The following is a 13,606-nucleotide window of genomic DNA, read 5'->3' as shown; positions in this document are numbered from 1 at the left end:
GCAATATTATTTAATTGTACTGCGAATCGTGGTTGACAAATCACTTCGCAATTTGCTAAGATTAAATTAAAATAAAAAACTCTAGCGCTTATATGAGCCAGTGTCTAAACCCTGATTGCCTATTCCAAAACCCATCCGGCACTACAAACTTTTGTCAAAAGTGTGGTAATAAACTGCTATTGGGCGATCGCTACGGAGCCCAAAAAATTATTGGGCAAGGAGGATTTGGGCGCACTTTTTTAGCCGTTGACGAGTATAAACCATCTAAACCTCCCTGTGTTATTAAACAATTTTACCCCCAATTTCAAGGCACTTCTAGTATCCAGAAAGCTGCTGAGTTATTTGAGCTTGAAGCAGTACGCCTAGAACAGTTGGGTAAACATTCTCAAATTCCCGACTTATTAGCATATTTTAGTCAAGATGGACGGCAGTATTTAGTCCAAGAATTCATCGACGGTGAAAATTTAGCCGAAGCACTAGAATCTGAGGGATATTTTAGCGAAACGCAGATTCGCGACTTGCTTAATAATTTATTGCCAGTATTCGAGTTCATTCATTCCCGCCAAGTTATTCACCGGGATATCAAGCCAGAAAATATTATTATTAGGCAAGATAGGCAACTGGTTTTAGTTGACTTTGGAGCCGCAAAATATGCGACACAAACGGATTTAGCGGTAACGGGAACGAGAATCGGGACGGCTGGATATACGGCACCAGAACAAGCCAACGGTAAACCGATTCATGCTAGTGATATTTATAGTCTGGGTGTGACTTGTCTGTGTCTGTTAACTCAGGTTGAGCCGATTGATTTATTCGATGATAGCGAGTTTGAATGGGTGTGGCGAGAACACTTAAAAACATCTGTCAGTTCGGAACTGGGTCAGATTTTAGATAAAATGATACAACCTGCTATTAAGAAACGTTATCAATCTGCTACTGAAGTGTTGCAGGTTCTTGCTTGTCAATCACCTCAACCATCACCTCAAGTATCTCCTCCGCCACCAGACTCCCTGAAATCAGCGCGAGGTGTTGACTATACTCGTCTCCGGGATTTATTGGCGGCGGGGAAGTGGAAAGAAGCGGATGAGGAAACACTCAAGGTGATGTTAAAAGCTGCTAGACGGGAGAAGGAAGGCTATTTTAATAAGGAATCGATCGAGAATTTTCCTTGCGATGATTTACGGACGATCGACCAATTGTGGGTAAAATACAGTCAGGGTCACTTTGGCTTTAGCGTCCAGAAAAAAATCTGGTTGGAAGTAGGCGGTAAAGTTGATTATGACACTGAATGCAAGTTGGGCGATCGTGTCGGTTGGAGAAACAGAAGAAAGGGGAAGAAAGGTTGGTTGGAGTACGATGACCTGACGTTTAATCTAAAGCAAGCACCACGAGGACACCTCCCGTCGTGTGCGCGTGTGTTTGCGTGGGGGGGAGAAGGATTCGGTTGGGTTGTTGGGGTGTTGGGGTGGTTTGGGTTGGTTGTGTGGTTCTCTCTTCTTTCGCATCAAGAGCTGTAAGCTCTAATTTATAGCAATTTGATCCCCTTTTTAAGTATTTATTCTAGAACCTTTTTCTACGAAGTTATCGGCTTTTGGTCATTTCATTACCTGCTACGCGGGGGTTTACTCTTCAAACAACAGACTCGCGAAATTCGGGTGATAGCAATTGGCCAACACAAACTGTTTGGGGCTCAGAAACCGGGTTTTTTACGAAATATTTGGTTGTAACCAGCAGATTCGGTAAAAACCCGGTTTCTTTGGTCAGTGCGTAAGTCCTAATCAAAATTCGAGGCTAAATGATGCGTTATGCCATCGTCATTGAAAAAACACCCAATAACTATTCAGCTTATGCGCCAGATTTACCCGGATGTGCAGCCACAGGCGCTACCCTTGCGGAAGTACAGCAGCAAATTAAAGAAGCGATCGAATTTCACTTAGAAGGATTGCGAGAGGACGGTTTACCCATTCCCGAACCAACTACGCTCTGTGACTATGTAGAAGCAGGGTAGTAGGGCAAAATATGTCATAAATTAAATCTGCAAAATTCAAGGATAATAAATTTATGCTATACTCAAACTCTAATTTTTAACCCCAGATTCACCTATGCCAACTTTAACTGATGTTGGCACTTTGATTACCCGCGATCCGCAAAGTTAGGGAAATAAACCTAAACGAATCCATAATTGTCGCGCTATTAACTGTGCTTGAGAATTCATTCCCAAAGCTGTAACTGTTACTCTGCCTACTGGTGTCATTCCTGCGATCGCACCTGACTCAGCTTGCACTTGAAAATTCTCTTCCCACCTATTTTCTCTTGGGTGAAACAGCGAAACTTCTGTATTAGATGTAGAATCAATTCCGCTTGTATTAGTTCCTTTCCGCAGATTGCAAGAGCGACAAGCTAATGCTAAGTTTGAAATCTCATTATTACCGCCTCGATAAAGTGGAACAATATGTTCAATCTCGAAAGGAAAGTTAAATACGATTTCAGGTGCGCGGCAATATTCGCAACGATGAGCAGCGCGATCTGCTACTAAATTGTAGTTAGGATTCATCAGATCGATTGTTGTACGAGAACTTCTGTCCGAATAGTAGCAGCTTTAAGTTCGGCTTCGACAAGACTTTCTAATTCCGCTTGTTGTTGGGGAGAAATAGTTTGTCCTCGATCGCGCGCTGTACGCCACAAATTCATTAATTCTGATAATCTTTTTTGTTGCTGTATAGTAAAGAATTCATCAGGATTAAACCTTTGAATGACTATTAATGCGCTGAAGTCCGTTTCGCCTAACAAAGAAGTCAAAGCATCTAAAGCTTGACCCGCTGTTTGACCGACAGATTGCCGATCGCCCGCAATAGCGCGATAGGATTTCTCACCGTTGGTATTAAGTACAGGCAGGATAGCTACCGTAGTCATATCTGAGTGAAAGTTAGTTACTAATTTAGTATAACCTGATTCCCTACAATTATAACTAAGTTTATCGCTCGTAGATCGATCGCCCGCTCTCAAGGATTTGTAATTGCAGTTAAAAAAGCCTAAAATTAGTTAGATCGATGCTATTGAAATCCATAGTTAACATAGCAAATCCTTCTGCTTCTTATCTTGTGGAAAACTTAGGAAAGGTTGATTTGATTATAGCTTAAAAATTTAATACATTTATGCTATACTGAAATTATAATTTTTAACCCCAGATTCACCTATGCCAACTTTAACTGATATTGGCACTCTCATCATTTCCACACCAGAAACCTGTGGAAATCGCCCCCGCATCGCAGGGACTAGAATCACCGTTCAACGAATCGCCATTTGGTACAAAATGGGGATGAAACCAGAAGAAATTATTGCAGAAATTCCCCACTTAAATTTAGCACAAGTTCATGCAGCACTAGCTTATTACTACGCCAATAAACAGCAAATAGATGCTGATATTGCTGATGAAGACGCTGAGTGCGATCGCTTAGCCAATGAACACAAAGCGGGGAGTTAATCTTGAGCAAAATTCGTTTATATTTAGATGAGGATATTTTGGAACGCTCCTTAGTAAAAGCGCTCCGAAATGCAGGGATTGATGTAGCAACTACTGCTGAAGCGAATAATCTCAGTTGTACTGATGAAGAGCAATTAATATGGGCAACTGCCCAAGGGCGAGTTATCTATACTTTGAATGTGGGAGACTTTTGTCGCTTGCATAAAATGTATATGGAACAAGGCCAGGAACATTCAGGAATTGTGATGGGAAGACAAAGTTATTCGATTGGGGAACAATTGCGAGGATTTTTGAGGTTGATTTCTGCAAAGTCAGCAGAAGATATGATCGCTCAGCAAGAGTTTCTAGGAAACTATATGGACTAGCAATTAGAACCCCGACTTCTTCAAGAAGTCGGGGTTATGAGTATTCTGGTTGGTGACTACAAACTGTACAACCTAACTAAAAGAGCGATCGTCAAACGGCAATTCATCAAACAGCGAATCAATATCAGGCTCAGACTTAGCAACTGACGCATGAGTAGAAGACTTTGGAGGCTTCACCGAAGGCACTTTTGCCACTGGTAAATTTGTCGCAGGTTCCAAAACAGCAGGCTCAGATTTTGGTAACTTAGCTACAGGTAATTCCCCACCATTTTCACCATTTTTGCTAGTTTGATTCCACATCATCATTCCCAGCAAACCATCAACCAAACCACCACCGCTACCATTTCCGCTTACCGCCACATCCGGTACAACTCGTACATGGCGATCGCCTATAATTTGCATTAACTGTAAAGCAGTATAACCAGAACCCCCCAAAGCCACAACACCAGCGTGATAAGCCTCAGCTTGAGCATTTCCCCTCACCCGAATCGACTCAGCTTCACCTTGAGCTTGTTTCACCTGAGAATTCGCTTTCAACTCAGAAATCTTCACACCTTGTTCCGATTTCACCATCTCTTGCTGAATCTCAGCCAACGCCGTTTCCCGCACCAATTGTTGCCGCTGAGTTTGCGCCAATTGCTGCACCTCATAAGTCTTACATTGTTCTTCCGCAATTTTGCGATCGGTTTGAGTTTGCATCAACTCTCCCGGTGGCAAAATATCCCCAATCAAAGTATCAATTGCTTGCACATCATAGGTACGCAAAGCCGCTTTGATATACTCCGCAGCTTCCGCTTGCCGATCGCTCCTTGCAGATAGAAAATCCAACACAGAATAAGCTTGAGCCGAATTGCGGAAATAATTCCCAATAGTCGGCTGCAAAACGTGGTCAACTAAATTCTGCATCGAACCCACGCGAGAGATGACTTTCGGAGCATCCAAAGCACCGACGTGAATAATTTGAGCTACTTCTAAATCAAAGGCAAAACCGTCTCTAGAACGCACTGTCAAAGATGAAAGTTGAGAATCATAACTGTGCCGTTCTGTCTTGCTAGACCAATTCAAAACAATATTAGTAGTCGGCACTAACTCTACCTTCAAAATGCGAGTATTCAGCGGATGTTTCCCCGGATAAAGAGGTGTTACCCAAACCCCTTTATTCCCGACATTTACTAAATTGCCATGAGTAAAAGCAGCGCCACTCACATCTTCTGACGTTTGGCCGACATAGGAAATAACTGCGCCGACATAGCCGATCGGGATTTCGGTCATCGCAGCTTGTTCCACCCCCACAAACCAAGGATTCAAGTTCCACGAACCGGAAAGCAAAACCTGTTCCTGCAAACCGCGCCGCCCCCCGCCAGTGATGAATTTCTGTGCGTTTTGGAAGTTATCGTGATTCGGAATAATCGGGCCAGCAATTTCGCCATCTTGGATCGGAACACCGTCATAGGTTGTGACAATTCCCACTTTATCTGGAGCAATTTTGTACAGCTTTAATAGTTCTGCTGTCATCCCATGCTTGGGAGCATTTGCTCCCGTAATTATCGTAAATAATGCCGTATTAATTCGATAGCTACCTCCCGTTAAAATTCCCAATTGTCTACCTTTTTCGCCACCGCTCTTCAGGAATTTACGAGCATCTTGAAAATTGTCAGATTCCGTGACTTTGCCGAGGATGCGCTGTGGCGGAATTGACTGACCACCTGCTGCGATAATTAAGGCAATTTCACCTTGGGGAACCACTGTTAAGGATTCTTTGCGAACATTGTATTGCAAAGGCCAATAACCCCAGTGCCAACCGGGAGGTAAAGTATCAGCTTGATATCCCGCTTCTCCGTTTAGAGCAATTAAATCTCCGGGTGGTAAAGCCTTGCCGCCGAAGCTAAACTTTTTACTGACAATGCCCACTTCGCGATCGCCAATTACTACCAATCCACCAAAAAATAATGGTATGCAAAGAACGATCGCACCACCTACGACAATTGGTACAATTGAGCCAAATAAGTCCATCTGTACTGTCTGCACAGCGATAGTAGTTTGAGGTTGCTGTTTCGATAGTAACCCAGGTTTAGCTACTAGCTGCGTCGAAATTTGACTGGTAGGGGGGATATCGCTAGCAGCTAATACGGGCGATGCTTTTAAACTGGTTGTTGCGCCCACAGCGACAGCAGCCGCCACAGCCGCTGCTAATTGTTTGAAAACATGAACTTTAATTTTTGACTTGGGTTTAAATAAATCAAGCATTTGTTTAATATGGGCTAGATTGTCCTATTGGTTCAAGCTTAGCCTCGATCGCAAAGTTTGACCTAAAACTTAAGCATCTGTGTTTTGCAAATATATTCTTAGGGGCGAAGCATGACCGCTGTAAATCTCTGGTTAAGTAGAAGGAAGAATGAAGAGGGAAGAAGGAAGAAGGAAGAATAGCAAGCTAGTAAGCTTTTGAGCGATTTGGATCTTGCATTTAATTAGGTGGACTTACTTATCACTAATAAATTGTCTGCGGTCATGCTTCGCCTATGCAAAATCGGGATGCTCCCAGGGGCGGGCACTCTTGACACCGCCCCTACTGAGGATGAAACAGCCCTGGGGGATAGGCGGATAATGGGATAGGATTTGACCTGTTTTGAGATTTAAAAAAGATTTTTATTTTCAATAAGTTGTATTTATTGAAAATAAAACTCAATCATTCATCTCTTGAAAATCATATATTGAAAGGGTTTCAGCCTCTGGAAGCAACCGAGTGATGCACTCAATACTGCTTCCTCAGAGAAAGTGCTAACGCAAAAACTTAGAACAACCCTCATAAATTTCGAGGGACGATCCCAATAAATTAATAAGACACACAGCACGCTCTCCCAACCACTATGCTCAAGCTACTCCCAAAGTCGATCGCTCCCTCACAAACATCTGGGCCCTGGTACAGGCGATCGACCTTTCAACAGAAAACAAGTACATCAATCCTAGGACTCATCCAATCAGTCAGAGAAAAAACACTACGATAAATCTTTAAGTCGCTTAAACTAAACTGGAGAAAGACTCAAACCGGCAAATATTCCCTCCCCTGCGTCAGACTTAAAATCTTTCTTTATTGTGATTGGAGAATCGACCAAAATGACCACTTACTCTCATCGAGAAACCATTCCCATATTACCAGAGCGTCGAAATAATACCGAGGTTTTTTGTACCTATCTCATGCTCGATAACCAAAACTGTCCCCCACTGATTAAGTGGCAGAATATTCCGGCTCTCAAACGCAATTTTGAGTTATACCAAAAACACAACCAGACATTTAGACAGTTGTTATCTCAGCCAAATACGATCCAAAGTCTCTCAATGTATTGGCGGAATATAATAATTAATTCTGCGCCTATACTTGAAGAATGGGAACCTAAGAACAGCAGAAAATTAGCCTTAGATCATTTAGCTAGTTTATTTGAGAAAAACTGCTATTATGCCAGCAAAAAAGTATGGTTAAATTCACAAGACCGCTCTTGGGAGGAATATCTATCTTCGGCTCGCATTTTTGTTTATAGTTCTGATAATCTCGTCAAAGTGTTAAAGTCTTATGACGAAGCTCAGGCTACTCTAGATACATACATTCAACAAACCTTAATTAAGGAGATTAAAAACCAACACCAAATATGTAAATTTTCCCGGTGGCGACTGGTAGTTAAAAAAAGCGATAAAGAGCTGCGGCAAGCACTGCAAATAGCCGGATATCAGGAACCTTACATTTCTCAATGTATCTTTGCACGCAAATACTTTCAACAAGTTTATCGCTTTAACAAAGTTCAAAATCCCGCCCTCCGAAAATTGGGGGATAAATGGCTGGAGCCTGACAGCGAAGACTTTCAAGCTGCCACAGAATGTTATAATGCAGAAAAGTCTCTCTCTTGTGCTCCCCATGAAGTTTCCGCAGGCTCAAGTATTAGCACAGAGCAAATGCAAGCTTGGATGGAAACCTCCATTGAGGCCTTAAAAAAATACGATCAAGTTATTATTTCTAGCTCTGAAAATATTCAGAATGTATCCCCAATAACTCAGCCACAAGATAGCGACCAATTATGGGATGCCTCAGAGCTAGAAATAATTAGTCTGGAAGCTGAAGAATCTGATTCAGAAGAAAATCCCCTATTGAATCAAACTAAACTGGATTTCCATGAAGAACTCGATCGCCTAAAACCGGATCAACACAAAATTCTCCTGCTTTATTACGGTTTAGGCTTGAAGCAAAAGCAACTGGAAACTCAATTAGGAACGAGCCAGTCCGCTATTTCTCGTCGTCTTAATACTATTAAGAAGCAACTCTTAAGAACCTTGATTCAAAAATCACAACCCCAGGCATGGGTAAAAAATTATGTAGTTGAATGGTTACATAAAGATTTCCGCGCCCCCCGGCACTCAGATTTAATTGAAGCAGCCTTAGTTCAAGCAACAAAAGAACTGACAGTGGAAGCTCAGCATATTTTGTTTCGGCGCTACGGTCAACAGCTCAATGAACAGCAAATTGCCAGTCAATTCGGTCTTAGTTTATTAGATGTGAAGACCATAATTTCTGAATCTCAGGAAAAGTTACAAGCCTATTTAATCAAGGAACTGCCTCATTGGGAAAAAGAATATGTCGAAGAGTGGCTCAAGAGTTTTTATTACTCTCTGATTTGCCTAGCTCATGAGCATCTAAATCTATCTTTAGAGATGGCCTATGACTGGGAAACAATTGATAAGATAGTCGAAGAATCGTTGAAAATTTTAATCTCTCAGAAAAAAGGGGAATAAACTAATGTTTGACTTAACCAAATTACAACCAGTTGATTCTAATGATTCTTGCCTCGTGCGGTTGACAATTGACCAAGCAGACATAGAGACTGCATGGCACGAAGCTCAAGAGCATTCTAATCCACTTTCTCGTTACAATGCTTATCTCAACAGTGTTTGTTTAAAGCCTTTTCTGAACTGGATTTCAGAAGTGTGGGCAGATGAAGATTTGCCTCAAATTTCTGTTTGGCAACGTCAGGATCTTGCTAGTATTTGGGAAGTTGTCAATGGCACTGCTATCGAAATTGGCGAAACTAGATTAGTGTTAATCCCTAGCGATGAGGGAGATTTGGAGGAATTTTGCGTGCCGCAGGAATGGGTTGATATTCCTAATTGGACTGCTGATTATTACCTGCCAGTGCAGATGAATTTGGATGGGGATGATGGGGAGTGCTGGATGGAAGTTTTGGGTTTTGCGACGCACCGCCAACTGAAGTATGAAGCTAGGTATAATGCGACAGATCGCACTTACGTTTTGCCAATACAGGAATTAACCAAATCTTTCGTTGTCATGGACATAACTCTAGGGTTGAATTTGCAAGCAGAAGTCTCACCTTTGCCCAGTTTATCCGAGGTGGAATCGACTCAATTATTACATACTTTGGGTAATTCAGCGGTGTATTCTCCCCGGCTGCTAGTTCCATTTGGGGAATGGGCATCTTTCTTGGCTAATGATGAATGCAGACAACAACTATATAATCTGCGTTTAGGAATTATTCAGGAACCAGTGGTGGTGGAAAGTCAATCACGTTTAGTTGAGTGGGCAAAGACTTATATTCAAGCTGGCTGGGAGACGATTGATGACATAATTGAGAGGTTGGGACTGTTAGATTCTGGCTTAATGTATGCGATGGAAGGTGAAGGTTATCGCTATGGTGATTCTAGCAGCCAGAAGGGAATTCCGACATTGCTTGACTTATTGCGCGATCGCCGCCATAAAAGCAATCAATTGCGGGCTGCGGAATTATTAGGTTGCGTTGAGCCTGGAAATCAGGAGGCAATTTCCGCACTGACACACTTGCGGGAAACTACCGAAAATGATGCCTTGAAGCGCCAAGCAGCAGTCAGTTTGGGAAAACTTGACCCCAAAAATGCCGCTGCGGGGGTGAGAATTGGTAAGATGATTGAATTAAAAATGGAGCTCAATAGCGATCGCGTGGTGCTAGAAATCACTCTGTTACCTGAAGGAAGTGATAAAACCAATATTTTCTTGCGGGTATTACCAGTGCGATCGAAAACTCTAGCGCCCAATCTGGAACTAATTATCCTAGATGAAGATGGCGAAGTTTTCTGGCAAGAAAAAGCACACCATTTCACCAATAGGTTAATGTATGAATTCAGAGGTGCGATCGGCGATAATTTCCAGGTAAAACTCGCTTGTGGCGAAGTTAGCATCACAGAAGATTTTACCATTTAACTAAATTAGGATCGGGAGGTAAAAAACTATGACCAAGCTTGTAATTTTGGAAATACGCGATGCTGACAATGAGCAACGCTATCCTGTCACCCTCAGAATTTGTGATAGCATTAATTATCAGAATTTCCAAAGTACAGTTAGCGGGAAATTTCCACCAGCTAAAGATTTGATAGAAAGCTATGATAATTTGAAGCGAAATCGCATGGATCGCGGTTTTGGTTCTTATCGCAAATTAGAAAAGCTCAAGAAAGCGCAAGTTACCAATGTTTCAGTGAAAGAATTAGCAGATGCGGTAGAAATAAGTGTAAATAATTGGCTAAATTTTCCAGATTCTGATTTTCAGGATGTCAGAGATTTACTTTTAAAAGTATTGAGTGCTCATAAAAATGATGTCAGGGTCATTATCGAAACAGACAATATTAGTTTATGGAGTTTCCCTTGGCATTTATGGAATAAGTTTCAAGAGTTTGAAATCGAGCCTAGTTTTTGTCTTTTAACTACTAATATGAATTCTGATTTAGGTCAAATAAATTATAAGAATAAAATTAGAATTTTAGTTATATTAGGAGAGGATTCAGATATAAATATCGCTGTAGATTTACAACTATTAGAAGAATCTATTGACCATAATAATGCAGAGATTAAAACTTTAACAGCTACTAATAGTAGCAAGCTTGATGACGAGTTATGGAAGCAGAATTGGGATATTTTATTTTTTGCAGGTCATAGTTATAGTGAAAATGATTACAGTCAAGGTAAGCTGGCTCTGAGTGAAACTGAAAGTATAGCGATTAAAGATTTAAAGTATGGTTTAGAAAATGCGATTAAGCACGGTTTAAAATTAGCAATTTTCAATTCTTGTGATGGCATGGGATTAGTCAAGGAACTAGCTTCCCTGGAAATTCCTGCGATAATTGCCATGCGAGAGCGAGTGCCGGATGAAGTTGCTCAGAAATTTTTGGAGCATTTTCTAAACGCATTTGCTAGAGAGAAGAAATCTTTGCGCGACTCTGTTATGCAGGCGCGGAAAAAGCTGCACGTTATGGATATTCAATATCCCTGTGCTAGTTGGCTACCGATGATTTACGAGCATCGCGCTGTGGAGCCTCCCACTTGGGATGAGTTGCTCAAGGGGAATGAGGAAGAGAGGCAACGTGTTTCGATTTGGCGCAATCTTCGGGCTCTGTTGGTGGCTAGTGTGTTAGTCACGGGCGCTGTGATGGGAGTGCGGTGGCTGGGATTGTTAGAATCTTTAGAATTACCTGCTTACGATTATTTAATGTGGCAACGCCAACCAGAGCCCATAGATTCCCGCATCACAGTAGTTGAAATCAGTCAAGAAGAAGTTGATAAGTATGGTGGCTATCCGATCAAAGAATCTGCTTTAGCAGAAATCGTCAATAAAGTAGAAAAATATAAACCAGCAGCCTTGGGCCTCAATATATCTCGTAATCAACCTAGAATCAAGGATAATCGGGATATCACAGCCCGTAAAAATTGGATAAAAAGTTTTCAAGAAAATCAAAATTTTTATACTGTCTGTTCTTACCAATCGTCAGCGGGAGATTATGCTCCACCTCCTGAATTTTCTCCGAAACAATTAACCGAACAAGTAGGGTTTGTTGATTTTTTTGATAATAATATTCAAGACAATAAATATCAGACAGTACGTCGCCAACTATTATCTTACGATCCAAATTATTTGCCTAAATCTTCTAAATGTAGTACACCCTATAGCTTTAGTTTTTTATTAGCATTTTCATTTTTATCATCCCAGAATCGACCATTACAAGTTAATGAAAATACTAAAAATTGGCAATTAGATAGAGTGATTTTTAATCGGTTAGCCTCACACACAGGAGGTTATCAAAGCCTTGATGGCAATAGTAGTCAAATTCTCCTCAACTACCGCGCTAATCGTAGGCCGGCAAAAATAGTTTCACTGACAGATATTGTAGAGGGAAAAGTCGGCGAAAGTGCCATCAAAGGTCGAGTGGTCATCGTCGGCTATACTGCGGGAGTAGCTAGGGATGATTTTAATACTCCCTATGGTCAAATGCCAGCAGTATGGATTCATGCCCATATGACAAGTCAAATTCTTAGCGCCGTGATGGATAATCCAAAACGACCTTTGTTATGGGATCTACCAAAGTGGGGTCATCTGCAATGGGGTGATGCAGTATTTGTTTGGCTATGGGCTCTTACTGGCGGAGTGCTAGTGATATATGTTCGTCCCCGGCTGTACTTGACAATAGTCACTTGTGCTGCTAGCTTGCTCTTATATTATATTTGTCTTGCGATTCTTAATCAGGGCGGATGGATGCCCCTAGTTCCCTCAGCCTTAGCTTTAGTAGCGACTGGCAGTGGATTAGTCATTTATAAAATATCTAAAAATCGACAGCCGGAATAAGTATCGTGGACAAAAACCTAACAACTAAATCTAAATGCGTAGGCTATATTTTCAACTAGCTTTTGCGACAGTTATTGCGCTGGCGATTATCACGATTTCTCCCATCTCTGTGCAAACCTACAGTGCGACTTTTTTGAGCCAATCCCCCCGAAAACCTCCTCAAACACCGCCACCACCACCACCACGGGATAATGAACCAAGACCCGGAACCGGACTTGACCCTACTAATCCATACTGCAAAAAGACAAGCAAGCCAATTACCGCTATTGTACCTGTTAAGAATCCGGTATACACCACTTCTGAATATCCAACTTTTTTGTTCTATATTCCCTACAATCCTGAAGATATAAACTCAGTTGAGTTTTCCCTGGTAAGTAGAGATGGAAAAAAGACAATTTATCGAAGCCCTATCTCTTTGCCAAAAACACCAGGAATTATTAGTGTTAGCCTACCAAAATCTCCAAAGTACGCTCTTGAACTCATAGAGTATTATCGCTGGTACTTGAAATTAAATTGTGAACCTTATAAGCGCTCTACAACTGACCTGCCTCTGAATGGGTTTGTCGCACGAGTACCACTCACCTCCGAAGGCGAACAACAAATCAATAAAGCAACACCTGATATTTGGTATGATTCAGTCGCCCGTTTAGCTCAGCGTTTGCTTGCAAATCCTAAAGATGAAACTTTGAAAGTTCAATGGGTTAAATTATTAGAATTTGGTGGATTTAAAGAGCTGGCTGAAGAACCCTTAGTTGGTAATGTGCAACTCTTGGAAAAATAACTCAATAAAGGTTATATCAATTCCGGTAACACCGGAATGATATAGAGGACACGGCAGTGCCGTTTCCCTACAAGATTATTTTGGGTAGGGACACGGTACTACCCATTGGTGTCAACTTAACGTCAAACCCCTTCAGAGACTACTGTTTGACGATTAAGGCCAGATCCCCCCTAACCCCCCTTAAGAAGGGGGGGACAGGAGTCCGATCAAAGTCCCCCTTCTTAAGGGGGATTTAGGGGGATCTAGACTCAGGTAAAAACCAGATTTCTCAGGGCTTTCAGGCTTAAGTTGACACCAATGGGTACTACCCATTGGTGTCAACTTAAGGTCA

At 41.7% G+C, this 13,606-nt stretch carries 11 protein-coding genes; 8 read left to right on the top strand and 3 right to left on the bottom strand.

What is annotated here, in order from left to right; translation table 11 throughout:
- Positions 1–92: 92 nt before the first annotated feature.
- Complete coding sequence (locus tag ACBR23_RS15755; protein WP_371119893.1) at positions 93–1,517, top strand: GUN4 domain-containing protein; 1,425 nt, start codon at positions 93–95, stop codon at positions 1,515–1,517.
- A gap of 278 nt (positions 1,518–1,795) precedes the next feature.
- Positions 1,796–2,008: a type II toxin-antitoxin system HicB family antitoxin gene (locus ACBR23_RS15750; RefSeq protein WP_371119892.1), complete on the top strand. Its 213-nt coding sequence runs from the start codon at positions 1,796–1,798 to the stop codon at positions 2,006–2,008.
- A 144-nt stretch (positions 2,009–2,152) separates the two neighbouring features.
- Here the strand turns inward: ACBR23_RS15750 and ACBR23_RS15745 are convergent, their stop codons facing one another.
- Positions 2,153–2,554, bottom strand: coding sequence for an HNH endonuclease (locus ACBR23_RS15745; protein ID WP_341731950.1), 402 nt, complete (start codon positions 2,552–2,554; stop codon positions 2,153–2,155).
- A complete protein-coding gene (locus tag ACBR23_RS15740) occupies positions 2,554–2,913 on the bottom strand; it encodes a hypothetical protein (protein ID WP_371119891.1) in 360 nt (119 codons plus the stop codon). The genes ACBR23_RS15745 and ACBR23_RS15740 overlap by 1 nt, the downstream gene beginning before the upstream one ends.
- Positions 2,914–3,196: 283 nt before the next feature.
- Here ACBR23_RS15740 and ACBR23_RS15735 point away from each other — a divergent pair, with 283 nt between their 5' ends.
- Both ACBR23_RS15735 and ACBR23_RS15730 read left to right on the top strand, forming a co-directional pair.
- Positions 3,197–3,484: a DUF433 domain-containing protein gene (locus ACBR23_RS15735; protein ID WP_371119890.1), complete on the top strand. Its 288-nt coding sequence runs from the start codon at positions 3,197–3,199 to the stop codon at positions 3,482–3,484.
- A 2-nt stretch (positions 3,485–3,486) separates the two neighbouring features.
- Entirely contained in the window at positions 3,487–3,849 is a 363-nt protein-coding gene (locus tag ACBR23_RS15730; RefSeq protein ID WP_371119889.1) for a DUF5615 family PIN-like protein, read from the top strand.
- Positions 3,850–3,921: 72 nt separating this feature from the next.
- Here the strand turns inward: ACBR23_RS15730 and ACBR23_RS15725 are convergent, their stop codons facing one another.
- A complete protein-coding gene (locus ACBR23_RS15725) occupies positions 3,922–6,096 on the bottom strand; it encodes an SPFH domain-containing protein (RefSeq protein ID WP_371119888.1) in 2,175 nt (724 codons plus the stop codon).
- Between the two features lie 867 nt (positions 6,097–6,963).
- Between ACBR23_RS15725 and ACBR23_RS15720 the strand changes: the two genes are divergently transcribed.
- The 4 genes from ACBR23_RS15720 to ACBR23_RS15705 are packed head-to-tail and all read left to right on the top strand — an operon-like array spanning position 6,964 to position 13,275.
- Positions 6,964–8,628 (top strand): sigma factor-like helix-turn-helix DNA-binding protein, encoded by a 1,665-nt coding sequence (locus ACBR23_RS15720; protein ID WP_371116403.1) that lies wholly within the window; start codon positions 6,964–6,966, stop codon positions 8,626–8,628.
- 4 nt (positions 8,629–8,632) lie between these two features.
- Entirely contained in the window at positions 8,633–10,084 is a 1,452-nt protein-coding gene (locus ACBR23_RS15715; RefSeq protein ID WP_371119887.1) for a DUF1822 family protein, read from the top strand.
- Between the two features lie 28 nt (positions 10,085–10,112).
- Positions 10,113–12,494, top strand: coding sequence for a CHASE2 domain-containing protein (locus tag ACBR23_RS15710; protein WP_371119886.1), 2,382 nt, complete (start codon positions 10,113–10,115; stop codon positions 12,492–12,494).
- Positions 12,495–12,528: 34 nt separating this feature from the next.
- A complete protein-coding gene (locus ACBR23_RS15705; protein WP_371119885.1) occupies positions 12,529–13,275 on the top strand; it encodes a DUF928 domain-containing protein in 747 nt (248 codons plus the stop codon).
- The last annotated feature ends 331 nt before the right edge of the window (positions 13,276–13,606 follow it).

Origin of the sequence: Microcoleus sp. (genome assembly GCF_041354475.1) — a bacterium.
GTDB lineage: Bacteria > Cyanobacteriota > Cyanobacteriia > Cyanobacteriales > Microcoleaceae > Microcoleus.
Note: the sequence above shows the minus strand (reverse complement) of the source record. Positions and strands in the feature narration are given on the sequence as shown.